Origin of the sequence: Vibrio toranzoniae (genome assembly GCF_024347655.1) — a bacterium.
Taxonomy (GTDB): domain Bacteria; phylum Pseudomonadota; class Gammaproteobacteria; order Enterobacterales; family Vibrionaceae; genus Vibrio; species Vibrio toranzoniae.
Map to the genome: position 1 here is coordinate 389,025 of NZ_AP025514.1, position 21,777 is coordinate 410,801.

Here is a 21,777-nt window from a genome sequence, read left to right on the forward strand (position 1 = left end):
TTTTGTATCTGCATCATTATGTACTTCCTATTTTTAATGCAAAATTTATCTCTAGATATTTAACGCCTATGGGAAGGGAATCATGGCATCAAAGCAAAGAGCGATCTCAAGACTCGTCGCTCAATCAGGACAAATGCTACTAGCACATGGTGCCGAAAGCACACTGGTCGGCGATATCATGCGTCGTATTGGTATCGCTTGTGGAGTAGATGAAGTAGAAGTCGCACTGTCAGCCAATGCGCTTGTTGTGACAACGATGATGGATGATCACTGTATTACCACCACTCGAAGCTGTGCTGATCGGGGGCTTAACATGCAGGTGATCACTGATATTCAGCGAGTTTGTATCATGATGGAGAAGGGTATTCTCGATTATGGACTGGCCTATAGAAAGATCCAAAATATTAGCCCTGAACGCTACAATCGCTGGTTAGTTGTCATTATGATAGGTTTTTCGTGTGCTTCTTTTAGTCGCCTTGCTGGTGGAGATTGGCAGGTATTCATGATGACTTTTATTGCTTCAGCCTGCGGCATGATCGTCAGACAAGAGATCGGTCACCGTCACTTCAATCCGTTATTGAACTTCGCTATCACAGCTTTTGTTACTACTACTATTTCTGCTCAAGCGGTGCTTTATAATATTGGAGGCCAACCCACAATAGTGATGGCATCTTCAGTATTGATGCTAGTGCCGGGGTTTCCTCTCATTAATTCTGTTGCCGATATGCTTAAAGGTCATATCAATATGGGGTTAGCCCGTTTTACCATGGCCAGTTTATTAACTCTGGCAACCAGTTTAGGTATTGTCGCAGCGATGAGCCTATCAGGCGTATGGGGGTGGGTAAGTTAATGAGTCTTTTTGAATTGTTGGTTGGTTTGCTCAATGATATGTTTTTTGCGGCGGTACCAGCGGTAGGGTTCGCTCTGGTCTTTAATGTTCCGCAGAGAGCCTTAATTTATTGTGCGTTAGGAGGCTCTATTGGCCATGGTAGCCGTTATTTGATGATGCACTTCGGTATTCCTATCGAATGGGCGACATTCTTTGCCGCGACATTGGTTGGCATGATAGGGGTACAGTGGTCGCATAAACTGTTAGCGCACCCTAAGGTATTTACGGTTGCAGCCTTGATTCCTATGGTCCCAGGTGTGTTTGCCTTTAAGGCTATGATTGCGATGGTTGAAATTAACCGAGCTGGGTACAGCCCTGAATTACTCGCTATTTTGATGGAGAACTTTTTGAAATCGATGTTCATTATCGCTGGGCTGGCGATTGGCTTAGCGGTGCCTGGGCTGTTATTCTACCGCCGTAGACCTATCGTTTAGCGTTAATTTTCTTTTTAAGAACAGGACTTTCGATTTATGATCATCAGTATGATAGCAGCAATGGCAGACAATCGTGTCATTGGTAAAGACAACCAGATGCCATGGCATTTGCCTGCGGACTTCGCATGGTTTAAACGCTCTACAATGGGCAAACCAGTAGTGATGGGGCGTAAGACCTATGAGTCGATTGGACGACATTTACCTGGTCGATTGAATGTTGTAATCAGTCGTGATGAGAATTTGAAAATTGAAGGTGTGACGACCGTTACTTCGATAGAACAAGCTTTAGAGCTAGTCAGTGAGGTTGAAGAGGTAATGATCATTGGTGGTGGCTCGATTTATGAAACTTGCTTACCTAAAGCTGACAAGCTTTACCTTACTTATATCGATTTAGCCGTTGATGGTGATACAAAGTTCCCTGATTGGGGAGAAGGTTGGAAGCAGAGCTTTCATGATACCTATCAAGCGGATGAGAAAAACAAACACAACATGGAGTTTGTGATCCTTGAGCGTTAACTGTGGTTATTAATAGTTAGGTTCTGAAAAATACTTGCGTTACTGGTTCAGTAGCGCAAGCTTCTCGTCGTTCGTGCTTCTATAGCGCAGCTTGAGTGAAAAACTGTTTGTCCTCCCAACGAAGTGCTGTTAGTTCTCCGCCCCATACACACCCTGTATCAAGTCCAATAACGTCTTTTCCGTTATAACCTTCAAGTGCTGCCCAGTGACCAAATAATACGGTTTTATCTAGCTGAACTCTTTGAGGAAGGTCGAACCAAGGGATGTATTCGTGGTCGGCCACCTCTTTTGGAGGAAGCTTGCAGCCCATGTCTAAACGTCCGTCAGGAAAGCAGAAGCGCATGCGTGTAAAACTGTTGATGGCGTATCGATAGCGCTCTATATCGCTCAATTCTTTTGACCATAAGTCAGGAGAGTTGCTGTACATGTTTTCAATCAACCACTTCCATTTTTTTGAGCGCAATAGACCTGTGATCTTTCTGTTCTCTTTGCGAGCTCGCTTGATTGTCCATTGTGGAGATATACCTGCATGGGTCATGACAAATTGATCATGTTCTTGCATTAAAGGCTGTTCTCTAAGCCATTCAAGCAACTCGTCTTTGTCATCAGCATCTAAAATCGGCTGAGTTTGATCTTTCTTCTTTGCTGGAAAAAGACCAAGCGAAACGGCGAGCAGGTGTAAGTCATGGTTGCCCAATACTATCTTCGCGGATTCTCCTAAAGACCGGATAAATCGGAGTGTCTCAAGTGACTTAGGGCCTCTTGCGACCAAGTCACCAGCGACCCACAAAGTATCTTTTTTCTTATCAAATTTTACGGTTTCAAGTAAGAGTTGAAGCTCGTCGAAGCAGCCTTGGATGTCTCCGACAATATAATTCGACAAAGTAATTTCCTATAGATGCTGATGTATATTCTTTATACTTGAAGCTGCAGCGTCGTTAACGGCGCAAGTTCATCCTAATCACATAGAAAGAATACCGATGATCATAGATATTCTTTCTTGTTACCTAACAGCAACTCCAATTATTTTTAGTATATAGCTAATTAAGAATGTTGGGGATCGCTAGCCTGAAAGGATCGACTTCGGCTATAAAATCAATCCCCTTGTGGTCAGTCATAACATAATGACCTTGCATAACGCCTACAGGGGTTTCGATGACGGTACCACTTGTGTAGGTGTATTCGTCGTTGGCTTCAATAACAGGTTGCTGTCCAACGACACCATCACCTTCTATGGTGAGTTGCTTACCGTTAGCGTCGGTAATCAACCAGCGGCGAGACATCAGTTGCACCGTTGTTTTACTGAGGTTTTTTATCGTAATAATGTAGGCGAAGACGTAACGATTCTTCGTTGGCTCAGATTGCTCTGGTATGTATTTAGAGTGAACCTGGCATTTGATACAAGGCGTAGATATATCCATATTCGCACCTTTTATTGTTGGTATGCTGAGGGCGAAAGCCCCTAGAAGTATTAAATAAAAAACAGGCTCCTCACCGAAGTGTAGGAGCCTTTTTATTTATTTGTCAGCGTTGTGGCTGTCGTACAACCAGTTTGCCATGTCGACAAATTGCTCGAGCGTTAAATTCTCAGGGCGCATGCTTGGGTTGATACCAAGCTCTTCAAGCACTTCCTTATCGATTAAGCTCTTGTAGCAGTTACGAACCGTTTTACGGCGTTGGTTGAAGCCTTCACGACATACTCGCTCTAGCCACTTGAGATCTTTTGCAGGGTAAGGTAGCACTTCGTATGGCTGAAGGCGCACGACTGCAGAGTCTACTTTCGGTGGCGGAACGAAGGCTGTTGGCGGCACTTCGAGCACAGGAGTCACTTTACAGTAGTATTGAGCCATGACAGTCAGACGACCGTAAGCTTTGCTGCCAGGCCCTGCTGCTAAACGGTTAACTACTTCTTTTTGAAGCATAAAGTGCATATCTTGTATGTCCTTATGGAATTCAAAAAGATGGAACATCAATGGGGTAGAGATGTTGTATGGCAAGTTACCAAAGATACGAAGCTTGTTGTTGGGTTTCACGAGTTGTTCGAAGTCGAACTTCATCGCATCGCCTTCATGGATCGTTAACTTATCAGCAAGATCCGGATGGTTGCGCAGACGTTCCGCTAGATCTCTATCTAGCTCAATTACCGTGAACTTGTCGACAAGTTTACCAACTGGCTCTGTAATGGCACCAAGACCAGGGCCGATTTCAACTAAATTTTGACCTGGTAGTGGGTTAATGCCCGATACGATTCCATCAATAATGTATGGGTCGTTAAGGAAGTTTTGACCAAAACGTTTACGCGCTTTGTGCCCTAAATGGACATCATTTTTCATTGCTTTTTCTCTACTAATTCAATGGCGTGCGTGAGCGCTGTTCTAAAGCTCCCTGTATCGGCTTGGCCTGTTCCTGCCAAGTCTAAGGCAGTACCGTGATCGACTGATGTGCGAATAAATGGTAAGCCAAGTGTGATGTTCACTGAGCGACCAAAGCCTTTGTATTTCAGTACTGGGAGCACTTGGTCGTGATACATACCTAAAACAGCATCTGCATCTTGCAAATATTTTTCATTAAAGATGGTGTCTGCTGGCAATGGGCCAACTAAATTAATACCATCTTTTTGGCGAATTTTTTCTAGCGTAGGAGTGATAGTTTCTATCTCTTCGTGACCTAAACAACCATCTTCACCCGCATGCGGGTTCAAACCACATACATAAATAGTTGGTTTCTCTATAGCAAACTTTTCGACCAAATCTTTATTCAGAATCGCAATAACTCGCTCTAATCTGTCTTCGGTCACGGCTTGAGATACATAAGCTAGTGGGATGTGTGTTGTTACTAGTGCAACACGCAGCCCTTCAGTTGCCAACATCATCACCACGAGCGGTGTATTGGACTTCTCTGCAAAAAACTCGGTATGGCCACTAAAAGCAACGCCAGCCCGGTTAATTACACCCTTGTGAACAGGGCCGGTGACAATAGCATCAAATTCATCATTCATACAGCCAATTGCTGCGGTTTCTAAAGTATTTAATACGTAATGGCCGTTGGCCTCGTTGAGTTGACCTGCAATGGTGCTTTCAGATAATGGAACGTGTTTCACAACCAGTGTGCCAGAGCGTTGAGGCTCCTTAGCTGTGGTTGCGTCGTAATCCAGAAACTCTACTTCGATACCGAGGAGCTTAGCTCGCTCGGCAAGCAGGGTTTTATCGGCACAAACCACAAGTTGATGTGGCCAGCTTTCTTGAGACAAGGCTAGCGTTAAATCTGGGCCTATCCCAGCAGGTTCACCCGCGGTAATGACAATACGTTTAGTTGTCATCTTGGTCTTCCTCAACTATTTCAACAAAGGCGCTGGCTCTTATTTCTTGTAGCCAAGCGCCTGCTTCTTCATTGAACTTACGGTTAAATAGAATTTGGTAAGCTTTGTTTTTTAAAGCTGAATCGGTACGGTCGACTTCTCGACGGTCGAGTACTTCAACGATGTGCCAACCATGAACCGTTTTAAATGGCGCACTGATTTTTCCTTCAGACAATGTTTCTACTTGGTGTTTGAATTCAGGTACGTACAAGTCAGGTGTCTGGTAGCCTAATTCACCATCTTGAACTGCTGAGCCTGGATCTTGGCTGTATTGCTGAGCGAGATCACCAAAGCTAGCTTCACCCGCGTTGACACGACGAGTGATTTCCTCAAGTTGCTTCTTTGCACCGTCGTCACTTAAGATGACGGTCGGTTTAATCAAGATATGGCGCGCATTCACTTCGGTAACGGCAACAGTCTCTAAGCCTTTTACATCTTCAATTTTCAGGATATGGAAACCCACACCGCTGCGGAAAGGACCGATGATGCTGCCTTTATTCTGCATTTTGATTTGATCTGCAAAAATGGTTGGCATTTCTTCTTTACGCATCCAACCCCAGTCACCGCCTTGCAGTGCTTTAGGACCTTTAGAGTAAGTATAAGCCATGGTGCTGAAGTCTTTTCCTGAGTTGAGTGCTTCAACTAGATCTTTAGCTTGAACTTCTAGCTCTTCTTTCGTTTGCTCGTCATTGAAGCGTAGTTGAATGTGTCCAATTTTGTATTGAACAGTGGCATTGGTCTCTTGCGCTAAGATATCCGTTAGGTTATCGACTTCTGCTGGAAGAATATTGATACGGCGACGAACTAAAGCGTTACGAGCTTCGCTTGCGGCAATCTCTTTTCTTACTTGTTCACGAAATGCATTGTAGCTCAGGCCTTCTTCGGCAACTGACGCGGTAAGTTGTTCTACCGTTTGGTTGTTATTTTCCGCGATGCCTACAATTGCTTGATCAAGTCGAGCATCATCAATACGAACACCGATACGTTCCGCTTCTTGAGTCTGAATGGTATCGATGATCAGCTTTTCTAGTACTTGCTCATTGAGTACGTCTTGTGATGGTAATGTTTGACCGCTTTTCTTAGCGTTTGCGCGCAGTGTCTTCATCGAAGTGTCGATATCGCTTTGTAAGATCACGCCTTCGTTCACGATCACTTTTACGCTGTCGAGTTCAACCGGGGCTGCGTAGCTTGTTGATAAAGTACAAGCCGCTGCGATAGCAATTAATGTGCGTTTCCACAATGTCATGTGTAATCCTTTAAATTTATTGATGTTTTATCAATAAAGAAAATTAGTTGTTTAAGAAGAATGGACGGCCATAGCTCAATGCGTTATCCGAGCTGCTTTCACCGACAGCGCCAGAATCTGAGCCAATGTTGGTACCAAAGCCGACAATACCGAAGTTCACGCTGAAGTTGTTTTCATAAACGGGTGACGCGTTCGATGTGTTGATGTAATCGCCTTCCCAGCTGCGTAATTGGTTGCTGTAGGTAAAGCCAATGTACCAACAATCTGATTTATAATTGATTCGAGCTAACCATTCGAGCTCTTCTTCGGTCGTTAAATCATAGAAGTATTGAGCGCTTGCGTTCCATTTAGGTGAAATTTGGTAAGCACCGAGTAAACCAGCTTGAGAGATACCATCTTTAGTAATTGAACCAATATTAAAATCAACGGTGTCTTCAATGTACTCTTTGGTTACATAGCGGTAGTTTGTTTGTATGTAACCGCCAGCAAAGCGGTATTCAATAGTACTATTCGCAAGCTGCATTGCAGAGGTATCAATATCGTACTGTACACCACCGTGATAGAACAGGTAATCGTCGTAGTTAAAGTCAACCTCTACCGCCCAAGATGAATAATTGGTATTTTTACTTGAGTCATCATCATTTAAGTTTTGTTTAGTATCTTTATCGATATAAAAGATCTGTCCAAAAGAGATGTTAAGACGTTCTTTATACTCATCATCAAAAAAGCGCGATGATGCTCCGTAACTTACCTGGTTTGCTGATGCAATACGGTCTACACCACTGTATTTACGGCTTCTGAATAGACCGTAATAATCCGTTTGCAGTAAAGTGGTGTCGTAACGACCAATGTTAGATTGATCTTCTTCCGGGACATAAAGGTATTGGAGTTGTGGTTCGAGTGTTTGAGTGTAGTTGCCAACAATCGTGGTATCTCGTTCCAGAACGATACCAGCATGACTTCGAAACTCAGGGATAACTCGACTTGCTGACTCTTCTAAGCCTTCATAATCTGATCCGGCACCGGTATCAACGCCATCAAGATCTTGTTGGTAGTATGTACCCAGTAATCGCGCTTCCGTTGTCCAAGTACCCCAGGTATTTCCGACTGGGATGGTAATGCCTGGCTCAACGTGAACACGAGTAGCTGAAGGCTTACCTTTTGCGTCAGTATCGAATAATGAAACATGACTGATTAGATCAAAATCCAGGTACTTCATTACTTCAGGAGCATAATAGTTATACTCGAGTTGTGGCATGAGACGATAAGGTAAGTTATTGGTCGTCGTAAGGACTTGGAAATCTCGGACAAGCACAGACGCATCCCAATTTTGAGAACGATAGGTAGCCTGGCCTTCTTGAAGTAGTTGCCCATCTTCACGATTACCAATACTGCTTGAGTTTACATCGGTAAAGTAATCGATATCACTCACTTTGGAGTAATCGAGTTCAAATAACCAAGATTGTTGGAATATTCCAGAGTGCTCTAGTTGAGCGCCCCAACGGTCGCCTTTTTCTTCGTATTTTTTATCATCAGGTAAGTACTCAGACTTGATACTACCCGAGCCAAAGTCGCTCAAATATCTGAATTTACTGTTTAGTTGAGTACCACGCTCTTGCATGTACTTGAATGTGGTTTCCAAATCGTAGTTTGGTGCCAAGTTCCAATACACCGGGATTTCAGCTTCGAAACCATCGCTTGAACCGTACGAAACGGTTGGGTACAAGAAGCCGGTTTTACGGGTATCGCCGACGGGTACGGTTAAATACGGTAAGTAAAAAACGGGAACACTTTGGATCTCAAAACGAGGGTTGTAAAAAGTGGCTTGTTCTTCGTCTTGGTCGACACTGATACTTGAGGCTCTTAGGCGCCAAGCGTTGTCGCCAATAGGGCAAGAGGTGATTGAGCCATCTTCAATTTCATAAACCGCTTTGCCTGTCTTAGATACGTATACAGCATCACCACGGCCTGGTTCGCAAAGAAATTCGTAATCGGTATTTTCTAATGTCATTTCGTCGGTAGTCAGATTGTTGGTTGCTCTGTCCGATACTGACTTTATTTGGCCGTCACTAAAGTTTACGTTGCCTTCAGCTACAACGATGTTTTCTTGTTGGTGAAGCGTGACATTATCTGCAAGGATGGTCTTGTTCCCTTGCGTAACTCTTACGTCACCTGAATATATTGCCTTGTCACCATTGATAGCTTCTAAGCGATCTGACTCAACATGAGCGGGTAGCTGCGTCTCGTTTTCTGCAGCGGGCTCGATCAAACATTGATCTATAGAGGGCATTTCCTGCACACTACTATCGGTGATGGTTTCAGCTTGAGTTGTCGACACGTATAACGCCGTACTTATAGACGCGGCTAACAAGGTGCGGGAAAAAGATTGCATGAAGTTGAACTATCCTGTGTCACTAGATGAAGGGTTGATCTAGTATCAATCCAATTAATAAAGCATTTTCCTTATGATAAAGGAAATATTAGCATTCAGCATCATCAGACAGCATTACTCAGATAAAATTCATAGATAGAGAACACATAATGCAAATATTTGGCAAAATTTTGGGCGCTTTTTTTGGCTTTTTATTTGGAGGTCCGCTTGGTCTGATTTTTGGCCTATTTTTAGGACACCAGTTCGATAAAGCTCGTCGGTTGAACCAATCGGGTTTTAATAGTTCTGGTTTTGGCCGAGGGCCAAGCCAAGTAGAAAGGCAGAATGAGTTTTTTAAAGCCGCTTTTGCGGTTATGGGGCATGTCGCTAAAGCTAAAGGTCAGGTAACACCTGAAGAAATTCAGTTGGCTTCCACTATGATGGAGCGCATGAATCTGCATGGTGAACAACGTAAAGCCGCACAAGATGCTTTCCGTGATGGTAAAGAGAGCGACTTTCCGTTAAATGACGTGCTTGAACGCGTGAAGATCTCATCAGGCGGTCGTTTTGATCTATTGCAATTCTTCTTAGAACTGCAAATTTCAGCAGCGTTTGCTGACGGGAGCTTGCATCCAAGCGAGCGTCAGGTTCTTCATAAGATCGCTCAAGGCCTTGGTTTTTCTTCGGAACAACTCGATCGCCGCCTACAGATGCAAGAAGCGGCATTCCGCTTCCAGCAGCAAGGTGGAAGCTTTGGTGGTCAGCAAGGTCACGGACAGTCATCGGGTTGGCAGCAAGCTTCACAACAAAACCAGTTGGCGGATGCCTTTAAGGTATTGGATGTGAGTGAAGATGCAGACGGAAAAGAAGTGAAGAAAGCTTATCGCAAGCTGATGAACGAGCATCACCCAGATAAGCTGATGGCTAAAGGTTTACCGCCAGAGATGATGAATGTTGCGAAAGAAAAATCACAAGAAATTCAAAATGCTTATGACTTAATTAAGAAAGTTAAAGGTTTTAAATAATTGAACACTGAGCCGAGCAATGACTCGAATTGCCCGGTTTTTAAGACAGGGGATGATAGGACAGTGACTTATCAAGGTGTTTGAGAGTACTGGTCGTTATCCACATCGCAATGAAGTGTTAGGGAGAACATCAACGCCTGAAGAGGTTGAGTACTTGCAGCAGCTGGATTCAAGCTTTTAGTTCTAGAAACAGTGAAACAGATGAAAGAGGCGAGTGGCTAATAAACCACTCGCCTCTTTTTTTTCGTTTTAGTTGTGCTCTTAGAGACTGAAATTAGTTTGCTTGGTTAAGTGACCAGTCGTAGTCATAACTGATATTGTTGGTATTCGTTAGTGGTTTTGTTCGATACTGCTCTAAATATTGAATGAGTTGTTCCTGAGTCCCAAAATCCACTGCAAACCACTCGTAAATCGATGATAGCTGGAGCTTATTGCCTTCAACCAACACGCCTTTGTCACTATTCACAAACTCAGAGGCTGCTTGTTCTAGTAGAGTTTCGGTGTTGTCAGCCGTAAAGGCTTGAAGTTGTAGGTTAGGGCAACCTAAACTCGCACAATTTACCGCGTAGTGTGTGCGTGAGTCTTGCCAAATCGGTCTTAGGATCCGGTGTTCAATATCATTAAGTGTCAATGATTTACCGTTGACCACGACGACATCATCTCCCCATGGCCCGAAACTAAATAAGCCGCCGAGCTTGGTAATCGACTTGATCGGGTAGGCATCAAGAATTAAATCAACAGTCACGGCGTTGTATAGGTTAACCCAATAGGCATATTGTTCCGCTTTTGAATAGTCGAGTGGGTTTACCTGTTCCAACTGTTTGATGTATTGCTTTAGCTTTGCCTTGTCTGAAGTGTTCACTGCGTTATATCGAACGAGAGCGTGCTGGCCTTGCTTAACTAGATAACTGTCGAGAAATTGCTGCCAGTCTTGATGTGACACTTGCGCAGGGCTTGTTTCATTACTTTGGTTCCAATAAGGCCAAAGTTCGGATTTAGGTGCCGACCAAGCTAAGGTTGAGCACAGTAGGCTAATAATAAAAAGTAGTTGTTTCATGGCATTCTCCTGATGACTGACTACTAAGACCTTATGCTTTATGATTTTCTTTCATGGCTCTTCAGTTAAACCACAGAGTTGAGTTTTATAATGATGTTCCGCTAAATAAAAAAGGTTGGCGCTAAGCCAACCTTTTGCATGTTTTTGAAAGCGCTTACTCTATTTCAAGGCTGCGCTAGTTTGAGACTGCTTTATTTTAGGAAGCTAGGGATCTTAGCTTCAAACTCTGAAATTTTATCAGCATGTTGAAGTGTTAGGCCGATGTTGTCCAAACCATTGAGTAAGCAGTGACGACGGAACTCATCAATTTCAAAGGAGTACTGTTTGCCATTCGCGTTCACTTTCATGGCTTCTAGATCGACAGTGACCTCAGCGCCTTCGTTCGCTTCTACGAACTGGAATATTTCATCGACTTCCTGTTCTGTAAGGCGAACTGGAACCATTTGATTATTGATTGAGTTACCGTAGAAAATATCGGCAAAGCTCGGGGCAATAATCACTTGAATACCGTAATCGGCAAGCGCCCAAGGAGCGTGTTCACGAGATGAACCACAACCGAAGTTCTCGCGAGCCAGTAGAATAGAGGCGCCTTGATAGCGTGGTGCGTTCATTACAAACTCAGGGTTTGGTTGCTGTCCTGCATCATCTAGGAAGCGCCAATCGTGGAACAAGTGTTTACCAAAACCAGTACGGTTTACTTTCTGTAGAAACTGCTTTGGAATGATTGCATCAGTATCGATGTTGGCCGTATCTAGAGGAACGACTAATCCGGTGTGTTGTTGAAAACCTGACATGTTAAATCCTCTAATTAAAGTTCACGAATATCGACAAAGTGACCAGCGATCGCTGCTGCTGCGGCCATTGCTGGGCTAACTAGGTGCGTACGACCATCACGGCCTTGGCGACCTTCAAAGTTACGGTTTGATGTAGAAGCACAGCGCTCTTGTGGACCTAGACGGTCGTTGTTCATTGCAAGACACATAGAACACCCCGGAAGGCGCCATTCGAAGCCTGCTTCTTTGAAGATTGCATCTAAGCCCTCAGCTTCGGCTTGCGCTTTTACTTGTTCTGAACCCGGAACAATAAGCGCTTGAACGTGTTTCGCTACTTGGCGACCTTTCGCTACCGCAGCGGCTGCACGCATGTCTTCGATACGAGAGTTAGTACAAGAACCCACGAAGACTTTGTCTACGTTGTAATCAGATAGCGATTTGCCCGCTTCAAGGCCCATGTAAGCCAGTGCTTTTTCAGCCGAAGCTTTTTCAACAGGATCGGCGAAGCTTTCTGGTGCTGGGATTGGCGTGTCTACCGAGATAACCTGACCTGGGTTCGTGCCCCAAGTAACTTGCGGTTTGATGTCTGCTGCTTCTAGTGTAACAACCGCATCGAACTCTGCATCAGCGTCAGTTTTTAACGTATCCCAGTATTGGATTGCCGCATCTAAATCTTCACCCTCTGGAGAGAATTTACGACCTTTGATGTACTCGTAGGTTGTTGCATCTGGAGCAATGAGACCTGCTTTAGCACCTAGCTCGATAGCCATGTTACACACCGTCATACGACCTTCCATCGTAAGGTCGGTAATCGCCTCACCACAGAATTCCACTACGTAGCCTGTACCGCCAGCGGCTGTTGTTTTACCGATGATCGCTAGCACGATATCTTTTGCAGTAATGCCTGGAGCAACCTTGCCTTTCACTTCGATCTTCATGGTTTTAGCACGCGCTTGTTTTAGCGTTTGAGTGGCTAGAACGTGCTCAACTTCTGAAGTACCGATACCGAATGCAAGAGAACCAAATGCACCGTGTGTCGCCGTGTGTGAGTCACCACATACGATGGTCATGCCTGGTAGCGTAATACCTAGCTCAGGGCCCATTACGTGCACAATACCTTGGTATTTGTGGTTTAGGTCATAAAGCGTTACACCAAACTCTTCACAGTTCTTTGACAGCGTTTCCATTTGGATACGAGCCATCTCGCCAGAAGCGTTGATGTCTTTGGTTTGTGTCGAAACGTTATGATCCATGGTTGCAAATGTTTTGCTAACCTGGCGAACTTTTCGACCTTTTTCTCGAAGGCCATCAAAGGCTTGAGGTGACGTTACTTCGTGGACTAAGTGACGATCGATATAAAGAATGGGCGTTTCGCCTTCTGCTGCTACTGCAACGTGAGCGTCATAAACTTTCTCGTATAAGGTTTTTGCTTGCTGGTTTGTCGACATAGCTTTTCTTCCTTGGGAGCATCAGTCCCAGTGTGTGTGTCGAGCCAAGTCATGTGATTTGAGCTGACTTGGCTTGATATTATTCTTATGTACTTGCTTAATTCTAGAGCGTCTAGCTTATGAAGCTAAGATATACTCTGCAATCTTGTCACCCATTTCAGATGTCGTCAGCGCCTGGTTGCCGCCTGCTAGGTCTGCTGTTAGCTCGCCTGCTGAAAGCGCTTTAGATACCGCAGTTTCTATATCTTGTGCTGCCGCTTCTTCGCCTAGGCTGTAACGAAGCATTAGCGCGGCAGAAAGAATCTGTGCGACTGGGTTAGCGATGTTCTTGCCTGCGATATCTGGTGCACTGCCGCCTGCTGGTTCGTATAGGCCAAAGTTGCTTTCGTTCAAGCTTGCAGAAGGAAGCATACCCATAGAGCCGGTGATCATTGCGCACTCATCAGAGATAATGTCACCAAAGATGTTTGAACATAGCATGACGTCAAACTGAGATGGGTCTTTGATTAGCTGCATGGTCGCGTTGTCGATGTACATGTGGTTTAGCGTGACATCTGGGTAATCTTTTGCGATCTCTTCAACCACTTCACGCCATAAGATAGAGCTCTGCAGAACGTTTGCTTTGTCGATTGAGTAAACATTTTTGTTACGTAGACGTGCCGATTCAAATGCAATCTTTGCAATGCGTTCGATTTCGTAGCGGTGGTACACTTCTGTATCAAACGCTTTTTCAGTTGCGCCTTCGCCTTCGCGACCTTTAGGTTGGCCGAAGTAGATGCCGCCTGTTAGTTCACGTACAACCACGATGTCAAAACCACGCTCAGAGATATCAGCGCGAAGTGGAGAGAAAGACTCTAAACCTTTGTGGATTTGTGCTGGGCGTAGATTACAGAACAGTTGGAAGTGTTTACGTAGAGGAAGTAGGGCACCACGCTCTGGTTGATCGTTCGGTGGAAGGTGTTCCCATTTAGGACCACCGACAGAACCAAAAAGTACCGCGTCAGATTCTTCACAGCCCGCTACTGTTGCTTCAGGAAGTGGACTGCCGTGATTATCAATCGCAATACCACCAACATCATACTCTTCGCGAGAAAAGCTAATCGCGTGCTTCTTTTCGATCGCGTCTAGCACTTTATGTGCTTGTTGCATTACTTCTGGGCCAATGCCATCACCAGGTAGTACGGCAATTTTGTATGATTTATCTGTCATGTTAATCCTTTAATTCTTGTTACTGAGCTATGACAGCTCTTTAAAATTTTGTCCCTAAAGCCAATAACATTGGCTCTAGGGCTCTGTTATTGGATATTAAACTGTCGCGATTCTTTGCTGTTTCATTTCTGCGATGGTGTCTGCGCGCTGAATACTATTAATAACGTGCAGTAGCGCTTGACCAGAAGCTTCAACGATATCGGTTGAAACGCCCGTACCGTGGTACTTGCGGCCTTTATAGTTAGCAATAATATCGGCTTGGCCTAAACCATCTTCGCCTTCACCTTTTGCGGTTAGGTCGAATTTGTCTAGTACGATTTCATAACCCGTTAAGCGGTAGATGCATTGGTATAAGGCATCAACAGGGCCGTTACCAACAGCCGCTTCGCATTTCTCTTCATCTCCACATTGCAGTTTGATGCTGGTGGTGGACATAACACTACCAGATTGTACGCTTAGGTAATTCAGTTTATAGAAGTCGTCTTCATCACGTAGGTTTGCGAAGTGCATTAGTGCTTCTAGGTCGTAATCGAACACTTGGCCTTTGCGGTCAGCAAGCTTTAAGAAGTCTTCGTACAATGAATCTAGGTTGTACTCATTGTCTTTGTAACCCATAGCGTCCATGTGGCTCTTAACGGCAGCACGGCCACTGCGGCTTGTTAGGTTCAATGCCTTGTTTTTCAAGCCAATAGACTCAGGGGTCATGATCTCATAAGTGTTTTTGTTCTTTAGCATGCCATCTTGGTGAATGCCTGAAGAGTGGCTGAATGCGTTAGCACCAACGATAGCTTTGTTGTCTTGAATTGGCATATGGCAAAGCTGGCTAACCAACTTACTGGTACGGTGAATCTCTTTATGATCCAAACCAGTATGAACACCCAAAAGCTCTTGGCGAGTTTTGATGATCATCGCGACTTCTTCTAAAGAACAGTTACCCGCACGTTCACCAATACCGTTAATCGTGCCTTCAATTTGGCGAGCACCCGCTTGTACCGCCGCAATGGAGTTAGCAACCGACATTCCTAAGTCATCGTGGCAGTGCACCGAGATGATGGCTTTATCAATGTTTGGAACTCGGTTGAATAGGGTTTGGATAATACCGCCAAACTCATTAGGCACTGTGTAGCCTACCGTGTCTGGAATGTTGATGGTTTTCGCGCCCGCGTTGATGGCGGCTTCCACCATGCGACATAGGTTATCAATTGGAGTGCGGCCTGCATCTTCACAAGAGAACTCAACATCATCAGTGTAGTTACGAGCGTGTTTAACGGCTTTAACTGCCATCTCAACCACATCGTCATAGCTACGACGTAGCTTATCTTGCACGTGAACTGTTGAGGTTGAAATGAAGGTATGGATACGGAATTGATCTGCGACTTTTAGTGCTTCTGCAGCGGCATCTATATCCTTGGCAACGGCACGAGAAAGCGCACAAATTCGGCTATCTTTGATGTGTTTCGCAATCGTTTGAACCGATTCGAAATCACCGGGAGAAGAAACTGGGAAGCCAGCCTCAATAACGTCCACACCCAGCCTCTCAAGAGCGTAAGCGATCTGTAACTTCTCTTTTACCGTGAGACTTGCTGCAAGAGCTTGCTCGCCGTCACGTAAGGTCGTATCAAAAATTATTACTTGATCGTTCATGGGTGCTTCCTTATATCGACAATAAATCGATTGCTATCCAAATTATTATTAAGAATGATGTTCTTTTAAAAGTGCCAGTTACAAAAAAACCCGCTCAGCGCGGGTTTTAATATTTGTGTAGTTCTTGACCCACAACTTACCCGCGCGATTGGTTCACGATAAGGAGAAGTTTCAGCAGTCGAGAAGAAGAAAAAATCATTACACAAATATCCGTAAATAAACTGTTAACACCATATTTACCGCAATTTATTCTGAGCGTCAAACGAGAAAATCCAATATCAGTGTGCTTTGGTGGTGTTTTTGTTTGGTTTGTGCTGTTTTTTGTTTCCATGTTAGATGTATCGACTGATTGGTGGTTTTGTACTGGCGGGTTAGTTTATCGATTGGCTTATGTATAGGTTAAAACTTTGTAGTAAATCTTTTTGTCGGAACGATTCATCACTAAATCGAATGTATGAGCAAATTAATTAATCAATCGATTAAATAGTGAGTAATTAATGTTCTACTACTGTGTTGATTTATCCCTATAATTAATCGTGTGATTAATTAATAGGATAGGTCTCAATGATGGCAGCGCGTAAAGCAGGACGACCTCAACAAAACCTTGATGTCAGGCAGCTACTCATCGAGCACGCTCGAGATCTGTTCGTTATTCAACCTTACGATAAAGTCTCGACACGTTTAATTGCAGAGCGTGCTGGAGTGAACATTGCGATGATCCGTTACTACTTTGGCAATAAAGCCGGATTGTTTGAAGCGATGCTGCGTGAAACGCTACGTCCGATGCAAATACAGATGCAGAAGTTGGTGACAGAGAGCAGCCATGAGAATTTTCTTGATTTAATGCGAACTTATTATAAAGAGATGGTTAAGGTGCCTAAGTTTCCTCGCTTGATTGCCCAAGTGATGAATATGCCTCCCTCTGAGGTTCAAAGAGAGTTGTTAGAAAAAGTATTTCAGGATGTGGCTAAGCCAGCCCAAGATGTCATCTTTGAAAAGTTAGTCGAGCAGGGCATATTGAAGAAGAACATGGATCCAAAACTGTGTCGCGTTTCGTACATTAGCCTGATGGTATTTCCTTTTATCGCACCGCCACCTTTGTTAGCGATCCACGGTATTGAGCTTAACGAAGCCTTTCTTAATCGTTTAATTGAACACAACATTCAATTGATGACCGAAGGCTTTATCAATGTATCTAGCGCTACTCCCTTGCAGGAATCAAGATAATGAAAATAAGTAAAAAACTCCTCTTTTTTCCAGCACTAGCAGTTGGTGTTATTGGTTTGGTGGTTGCGATTAATTTTAAGCTTGATCCGCCGACTAAACCCGCGGGAGATAGGGCTCGTTTAGTCGAAACGGTCAGCTTAGAACAACAGATGATCGCGCCGTTGGCGGTGGGCTTTGGCAGAGTGGTGCCTAAGGTTGAATGGAAAGCGATTGCCGAGGTGACAGGGCAGATTGTGTACCGTCATCCTGATCTAGAAAAGGGCCAAATTATTGCAGCGGGTACTGAGGTACTAAAGATCGACCCTTTGGATTACGAGTTAAAGTTGGTGCAAGCTGAAGCGGATCTTAAATCAAGCCAGACCTCACTCGCGAAGTTGAATCAAGAAGAAGACAACCTTAAGCAGACTCTTAAGATCGAAAAGAATCGTTTAGTGATCAGTAACAAAGAGCTGCAACGTAAACAGGATCTTCGTAAGAAAGGGCTTACCTCGCAATCGGATGTCGATCTACAACAACAAAGCGCCCTCTCTCAACAGAAGTTGGTGTTAGATATACAGAACCAAATCGCTTTGATGCCAGATGAAAAGCGCGTCGCGGAAGCGGTGATTAAGGTTAATGTATCTAAAGTGAAAGAGGCGCAACGTTCTTTGGATAAAACGGCCATCACTTTGCCGAGATCCATGCGAATCGCTCAGGTTGATATTGAACAAAACCAAGTGGTTAATCTTCAGCAAGAGATGTTTGTTGCTCACGGGATTTACGTTATGGAAGTTGAGGCGCAACTCTCTATTCACGATATGCAAACTTTAGCCTCAAGCTTTACTCAGTTCCCTCGTGATGCAGCAGGCATTCCTAACCCTTACCAAGTGCCGATTAAAGCGACGATCCAGATGAATAGTGGCAGCTTGAATCTGAGCTGGCCTGCGAAAGTCGCAAGAATCAGTGAAACCGTTGATGAAAACCAAGCCACAGCGGGGATCATTCTTGAAATCAATCAAGATTATTCAGCCCTACAGCCAAGCAGTGCCACCCCATTAGTGAATGGTATGTTCGTCAAAGCGGAGATTGAAGGTATGGCGAACCTGAGTTGGGTTGTACCTGAGCGTGCTTTGCATGGCGATAAGATTTATCTGATGGATGACAGCCAACGTTTGCAAGTGGTGAGTGTTGAAGTGCTGTATCGCAGAGACAACCAAGTGGTTGTGAGTGGCGAGCTACAAGCCGGAGACAAGCTGATTCTTAATGATGTTCTGCCTGCTATTGAAGGTATGTTATTGAAAGAGTCTCGTCCAAATGATGATGACCTTTCCGCTGATACTGAGGAGAGCGTCTCATGATCAAGTTCTTCTCTAGGCACCCAACCGCCGCTAATTTGTTGATGCTTGGGTTGCTGATCATGGGTTTGGCTTCTTTGTCCACCATCAAGCGCGAAACCTTCCCCGCGTATGATCCACCTTATATTATGGCGGCGATTGTCTATCCCGGCGCTTCGCCACAAGAAGTAGAAGAGAGCTTGTGTGTAAGAATGGAAGACGCGGTCGATGGCTTGGCTAACATTGAAGAAACTCAGTGTGAAGCGATCGAAGGCAGTGCCCGTTTAATCCTCAAGTTGAATGAGAAAGCAGATATCGGTCGAATGCTGGTGGACGTGCAAACTCAGATCAACTCGATCAATGACTTTCCTACTGAGATTGAATCACCAGTCGTACAAGAGTTGGATTGGAACGAACCGGTTGTTGATATCGCGATTACTGCAGAAACCTCATGGCCAGAACTTAAGGCATACGCGGAAGATCTAAAGCGCACCATCAAGCTCGATTATGACGTTTCATTAGTTGAAGTCAGTGGCTTTTCCGATCATCAATATCGTGTGGAACTGGATACCCAAGCCATTCGTCAGTTAGGTTTGAGTGTTGGAGATATTGCCGATCAGATTGGTCGTCAAAACGTAAAACTGCCTAGTGGTAACGTTGAAACGCCAGATAAAAACTTCCTGATTCGTTTTGATGAAAGACGAATTACACCTGTTGAACTGGAAAGCATTGTGGTTGGATCGGCGCCGAATGGTTCAGTGATCCGTTTACGAGATATTGCCAAGATAACCGATCGCTTTGAACTTGATGAGCAAAAAGTGTTATTTGATGGCAAACCATCGGCTCTGTTAAAGATCAGCAAGAACAAAGAAGATGATGCGCTACGAATTAAAGAAAACGTAACGCGATTCGTAGAAGATCAAAGTGCGATTGCTCCTGATGGCGTGACACTGCAAATGACCAATGATCTCTCGTCGGTACTTTGGGATCGTTTAACCATGATGGTACGCAATGGCTGGCAAGGTATTGTGCTAGTGTTTGCCACTATGTGGCTGTTCTTCAGTTTACGCTACTCGTTCTGGGTGGCGGCTGGCCTGCCGGTAGCCTTCCTTGGAGGCTTGTTTTTGATGGCCAATCTTGGCTTGTCGATCAACATCATGTCTCTAGTCGGCTTGTTGATGGCGATCGGTATTATGATGGATGACGCCATAGTAATAGCCGAATCGATCGCCTCCCATTTAGAGCGGGGACAAAACGTTGATGACGCGGTATACAACGGCGTTAAGAAAGTGCTCCCCGGTGTGTTGTCTTCTTTCCTAACCACAGTCTGTATTTTCGGTAGTTTACTATTCCTTGATGGGGAAATGGGCGCGGTGCTTAAAGCCGTACCTCAAGTGCTTATTTTGGTGCTCTCCTTGAGCTTGATTGAAGCCTTTCTTATTCTGCCAAACCACTTATCTCATTCATTACATAAAGAAAAAAATGATAAGCCAGCGCTGCGCTTCAAAGTGGTGCTGCTAGAGAAATTCGAGAACTTCCGTAATACCACTTTGATGAACATGGTCGAGAAGGTCGTGATATTCCGCTACGCCTTTATGGGCGGGGTGATTACCTTATTGCTTTTATCTATCTCTTTGATTGCTGGTGGGGTTGTGAAATTTCAGCCTTTCCCTGAGTTGGATGGCGATATTGCCGAGGCACGTATCATTCTTCCGCCGGGCGCATCACTCTCTCAAACCGAGAGAGTGGTCGACAAAATCATTGCGTCTGCTGAACGTTTGAACGCCCAGTGGAGCGAAGAGGTCGAAGAAGGCAACACACTGGTTGAGCACATCACCAGCCAATTCAATGCCAACGCAGATGCTAATGAATCAGGCCCGCACTTGGCCACAGTGCGTTTAGACTTACGTGGATCTGAGAGCCGTAACACGGTTATCGATGACTTCATTGATGCGTGGCGAGAGGATATTGGTGATCTGGCCGATCCTATTTCATTGGTGTTCAAGCAGCCTACTATGGGGCCGGGCGGTCGTTCGATTGAAATTCGCGCCAAACATGATGACCTAAGTGCATTGAAATCGGCTTCTTTGGATATTCAGGAATACCTCAATCAGTTTGATGGCGTGCACGGCGTGCTGGATGACATGCGCATGGGTAAAGAAGAGATCTTAGTGAAGCTGCGTCCGGGCGCTGAAACCTACAACGTGAATGGGCAGATGATTGCTTCCCAATTACGTGCTGCCTTCTTTGGTCAGACCGCAGATGAGATTCAAATTGGGGTTGAGAATATCTCGATCGAAGTGCGTCTTGATAAAGAGCAAGCCGGTGATTTACAACAACTGGCTAATTTCCCAATCATCACGGCTGATGGCAGTCAAATCCCGTTGGCGGCATTGGCAACGTTAGATTTTCAACGTAACTATGTGCGAATCCAACGTATTGATGGGCTGAGAACCATCAGTATCTTTGGTGACATAGATAATAAGAAGGCGAGCTCTTCCGCGATTTTGGCTCAGTTCCAAAAAGAAGAAGCGGCTAAGCTGATTCAAAAATACCCGGGCTTACGTTTTGATTTCGAAGGCGAAGCTAAAGATGCCGCTAAGACTGGAGCTTCGATGGGCAAAGGCTTCTTACTCGGCTTATTCGGTGTGTTTGCGATTCTTAGTTATCAGTTCCGAAGCTACTTGGAACCTGTGGTCGTGATGTTGGCGATTCCACTGGCGTTCATTGGTGTTGTTGTTGGTCACTGGTTGTTAGGTCATGCATTGAGTATGCCAAGCATGATGGGCTTTGTGTCGCTCGCAGGGATCGTGGTCAATGATTCGATCTTGTTGGTGCAATACATACGTCACCATGTCGATGAAGGGGATAGCGTGCATGATTCGGTTGTTAAAGCCAGCCGTGAACGTTTCCGTGCGGTATTTTTAACGTCTATGACCACCGCTGCCGGTTTGCTACCGCTATTAACGGAAACCAGCTTACAGGCTCAGGTTATTCAACCTCTGGTGATTTCTATCGTATTCGGGATATTTGCTTCAACCCTGTTGGTTCTGTTTATGATCCCAGCGGCCTATTCGATATTGGCTGACTTTGGTTTGGTTAAGAAGCACGAACCCCTTTCTCTATAGAGCTTTGAAGCCATAAAGTAAGCAATAAATGATAAAGCGGCCTAGAGTCGCTTTATTTTTATGAGAGATGAGTAAGCCATCCGATACGGCTGGATCAGCCACTTCTCAACCATGGAAAATTTCATTTTAGTTCATTCAA

The 21,777-nt window shown here is 44.7% G+C and carries 18 protein-coding genes and 1 pseudogene; 8 read left to right on the forward strand and 11 right to left on the reverse strand.

The features are described 5' to 3' along the window. Positions 1–82: 82 nt before the first annotated feature. Genes OCU50_RS01770 through folA form a run of 3 tightly spaced genes read left to right on the forward strand, consistent with a single transcriptional unit; the run spans position 83 to position 1,839 of the window. Positions 83–850, forward strand: a complete 768-nt coding sequence (locus OCU50_RS01770) for a threonine/serine exporter family protein (RefSeq protein WP_060467103.1) — start codon at positions 83–85, stop codon at positions 848–850. Further along, positions 850–1,323, forward strand: a complete 474-nt coding sequence (locus OCU50_RS01775) for a threonine/serine exporter family protein (protein ID WP_017055969.1) — start codon at positions 850–852, stop codon at positions 1,321–1,323. The genes OCU50_RS01770 and OCU50_RS01775 overlap by 1 nt, the downstream gene beginning before the upstream one ends. A gap of 36 nt (positions 1,324–1,359) precedes the next feature. Continuing rightward, positions 1,360–1,839 carry a type 3 dihydrofolate reductase gene (gene folA / locus OCU50_RS01780; protein ID WP_060467104.1) on the forward strand — a complete coding sequence of 160 codons (480 nt, stop codon included), beginning with the start codon at positions 1,360–1,362 and terminating at the stop codon, positions 1,837–1,839. 79 nt (positions 1,840–1,918) lie between these two features. Here folA and OCU50_RS01785 read toward each other — a convergent pair whose 3' ends face one another. The 6 genes from OCU50_RS01785 to lptD all read right to left on the reverse strand — a co-directional run bounded on the left by OCU50_RS01785 (position 1,919) and on the right by lptD (position 8,835). Further along, positions 1,919–2,722, reverse strand: coding sequence for a symmetrical bis(5'-nucleosyl)-tetraphosphatase (locus OCU50_RS01785; RefSeq protein WP_060467105.1), 804 nt, complete (start codon positions 2,720–2,722; stop codon positions 1,919–1,921). Positions 2,723–2,879: 157 nt separating this feature from the next. After that, the gene (apaG, locus tag OCU50_RS01790) at positions 2,880–3,260 is read right to left on the reverse strand and encodes a Co2+/Mg2+ efflux protein ApaG (RefSeq protein ID WP_060467106.1); all 381 of its coding nucleotides are present in this window, start codon (positions 3,258–3,260) and stop codon (positions 2,880–2,882) included. A 96-nt stretch (positions 3,261–3,356) separates the two neighbouring features. Next, on the reverse strand, positions 3,357–4,172 hold the full coding sequence (gene rsmA / locus OCU50_RS01795) for a 16S rRNA (adenine(1518)-N(6)/adenine(1519)-N(6))-dimethyltransferase RsmA (protein WP_060467107.1): 816 nt from the start codon (positions 4,170–4,172) through the stop codon (positions 3,357–3,359). Next, the gene (gene pdxA / locus OCU50_RS01800) at positions 4,169–5,158 is read right to left on the reverse strand and encodes a 4-hydroxythreonine-4-phosphate dehydrogenase PdxA (protein WP_060467108.1); all 990 of its coding nucleotides are present in this window, start codon (positions 5,156–5,158) and stop codon (positions 4,169–4,171) included. Before pdxA ends, rsmA begins: the two co-directional genes overlap by 4 nt. After that, positions 5,148–6,443, reverse strand: a complete 1,296-nt coding sequence (gene surA, locus OCU50_RS01805; protein ID WP_060467109.1) for a peptidylprolyl isomerase SurA — start codon at positions 6,441–6,443, stop codon at positions 5,148–5,150. Before surA ends, pdxA begins: the two co-directional genes overlap by 11 nt. Before the next feature lie 43 nt (positions 6,444–6,486). Further along, positions 6,487–8,835 (reverse strand): LPS assembly protein LptD, encoded by a 2,349-nt coding sequence (lptD, locus tag OCU50_RS01810; protein WP_060467110.1) that lies wholly within the window; start codon positions 8,833–8,835, stop codon positions 6,487–6,489. A 149-nt stretch (positions 8,836–8,984) separates the two neighbouring features. On the opposite strand from lptD, the gene djlA reads away from it, so the two are divergent. Together djlA and OCU50_RS01820 are read left to right on the forward strand one after the other, a co-directional pair. Next, the gene (djlA, locus tag OCU50_RS01815; protein ID WP_060467111.1) at positions 8,985–9,839 is read left to right on the forward strand and encodes a co-chaperone DjlA; all 855 of its coding nucleotides are present in this window, start codon (positions 8,985–8,987) and stop codon (positions 9,837–9,839) included. A 76-nt stretch (positions 9,840–9,915) separates the two neighbouring features. After that, positions 9,916–10,020: pseudogene (locus OCU50_RS01820) on the forward strand (DUF924 family protein); the annotation flags it as partial. Positions 10,021–10,113: 93 nt separating this feature from the next. On the opposite strand, the gene OCU50_RS01825 reads toward OCU50_RS01820, so the two are convergent. The 5 genes from OCU50_RS01825 to leuA all read right to left on the reverse strand — a co-directional run bounded on the left by OCU50_RS01825 (position 10,114) and on the right by leuA (position 15,970). After that, positions 10,114–10,896, reverse strand: coding sequence for a DUF547 domain-containing protein (locus OCU50_RS01825; RefSeq protein WP_060467112.1), 783 nt, complete (start codon positions 10,894–10,896; stop codon positions 10,114–10,116). Positions 10,897–11,087: 191 nt separating this feature from the next. Next, complete coding sequence (gene leuD / locus OCU50_RS01830) at positions 11,088–11,690, reverse strand: 3-isopropylmalate dehydratase small subunit (RefSeq protein WP_060467113.1); 603 nt, start codon at positions 11,688–11,690, stop codon at positions 11,088–11,090. A gap of 14 nt (positions 11,691–11,704) precedes the next feature. Beyond that, entirely contained in the window at positions 11,705–13,117 is a 1,413-nt protein-coding gene (leuC, locus tag OCU50_RS01835) for a 3-isopropylmalate dehydratase large subunit (protein ID WP_060467114.1), read from the reverse strand. Between the two features lie 117 nt (positions 13,118–13,234). Then, on the reverse strand, positions 13,235–14,326 hold the full coding sequence (gene leuB, locus OCU50_RS01840; protein WP_060467115.1) for a 3-isopropylmalate dehydrogenase: 1,092 nt from the start codon (positions 14,324–14,326) through the stop codon (positions 13,235–13,237). A gap of 96 nt (positions 14,327–14,422) precedes the next feature. Then, entirely contained in the window at positions 14,423–15,970 is a 1,548-nt protein-coding gene (gene leuA, locus OCU50_RS01845; protein ID WP_060467116.1) for a 2-isopropylmalate synthase, read from the reverse strand. Positions 15,971–16,537: 567 nt separating this feature from the next. On the opposite strand from leuA, the gene OCU50_RS01850 reads away from it, so the two are divergent. Genes OCU50_RS01850 through OCU50_RS01860 form a run of 3 tightly spaced genes read left to right on the forward strand, consistent with a single transcriptional unit; the run spans position 16,538 to position 21,638 of the window. Further along, the gene (locus tag OCU50_RS01850) at positions 16,538–17,197 is read left to right on the forward strand and encodes a TetR/AcrR family transcriptional regulator (protein WP_060467232.1); all 660 of its coding nucleotides are present in this window, start codon (positions 16,538–16,540) and stop codon (positions 17,195–17,197) included. Then, on the forward strand, positions 17,197–18,534 hold the full coding sequence (locus tag OCU50_RS01855; RefSeq protein ID WP_060467117.1) for an efflux RND transporter periplasmic adaptor subunit: 1,338 nt from the start codon (positions 17,197–17,199) through the stop codon (positions 18,532–18,534). The genes OCU50_RS01850 and OCU50_RS01855 overlap by 1 nt, the downstream gene beginning before the upstream one ends. After that, complete coding sequence (locus tag OCU50_RS01860) at positions 18,531–21,638, forward strand: efflux RND transporter permease subunit (protein ID WP_060467118.1); 3,108 nt, start codon at positions 18,531–18,533, stop codon at positions 21,636–21,638. The genes OCU50_RS01855 and OCU50_RS01860 overlap by 4 nt, the downstream gene beginning before the upstream one ends. Positions 21,639–21,777 lie beyond the last annotated feature (139 nt).

Bases quoted from the DNA above. Each gene is read 5' to 3' on its own strand.
- leuA (WP_060467116.1), bottom strand. From the start codon at position 15,970: ATGAACGATCAAGTAATAATTTTTGATACGACCTTACGTGACGGCGAG.
- leuB (WP_060467115.1), bottom strand. From the start codon at position 14,326: ATGACAGATAAATCATACAAAATTGCCGTACTACCTGGTGATGGCATT.
- leuD (WP_060467113.1), bottom strand. From the start codon at position 11,690: ATGTCAGGTTTTCAACAACACACCGGATTAGTCGTTCCTCTAGATACG.
- rsmA (WP_060467107.1), bottom strand. From the start codon at position 4,172: ATGAAAAATGATGTCCATTTAGGGCACAAAGCGCGTAAACGTTTTGGT.
- folA (WP_060467104.1), top strand. From the start codon at position 1,360: ATGATCATCAGTATGATAGCAGCAATGGCAGACAATCGTGTCATTGGT.
- OCU50_RS01855 (WP_060467117.1), top strand. From the start codon at position 17,197: ATGAAAATAAGTAAAAAACTCCTCTTTTTTCCAGCACTAGCAGTTGGT.
- OCU50_RS01825 (WP_060467112.1), bottom strand. From the start codon at position 10,896: ATGAAACAACTACTTTTTATTATTAGCCTACTGTGCTCAACCTTAGCT.
- djlA (WP_060467111.1), top strand. From the start codon at position 8,985: ATGCAAATATTTGGCAAAATTTTGGGCGCTTTTTTTGGCTTTTTATTT.
- leuC (WP_060467114.1), bottom strand. From the start codon at position 13,117: ATGTCGACAAACCAGCAAGCAAAAACCTTATACGAGAAAGTTTATGAC.
- apaG (WP_060467106.1), bottom strand. From the start codon at position 3,260: ATGGATATATCTACGCCTTGTATCAAATGCCAGGTTCACTCTAAATAC.
- lptD (WP_060467110.1), bottom strand. From the start codon at position 8,835: ATGCAATCTTTTTCCCGCACCTTGTTAGCCGCGTCTATAAGTACGGCG.
- OCU50_RS01770 (WP_060467103.1), top strand. From the start codon at position 83: ATGGCATCAAAGCAAAGAGCGATCTCAAGACTCGTCGCTCAATCAGGA.
- OCU50_RS01860 (WP_060467118.1), top strand. From the start codon at position 18,531: ATGATCAAGTTCTTCTCTAGGCACCCAACCGCCGCTAATTTGTTGATG.
- surA (WP_060467109.1), bottom strand. From the start codon at position 6,443: ATGACATTGTGGAAACGCACATTAATTGCTATCGCAGCGGCTTGTACT.
- pdxA (WP_060467108.1), bottom strand. From the start codon at position 5,158: ATGACAACTAAACGTATTGTCATTACCGCGGGTGAACCTGCTGGGATA.
- OCU50_RS01850 (WP_060467232.1), top strand. From the start codon at position 16,538: ATGGCAGCGCGTAAAGCAGGACGACCTCAACAAAACCTTGATGTCAGG.
- OCU50_RS01775 (WP_017055969.1), top strand. From the start codon at position 850: ATGAGTCTTTTTGAATTGTTGGTTGGTTTGCTCAATGATATGTTTTTT.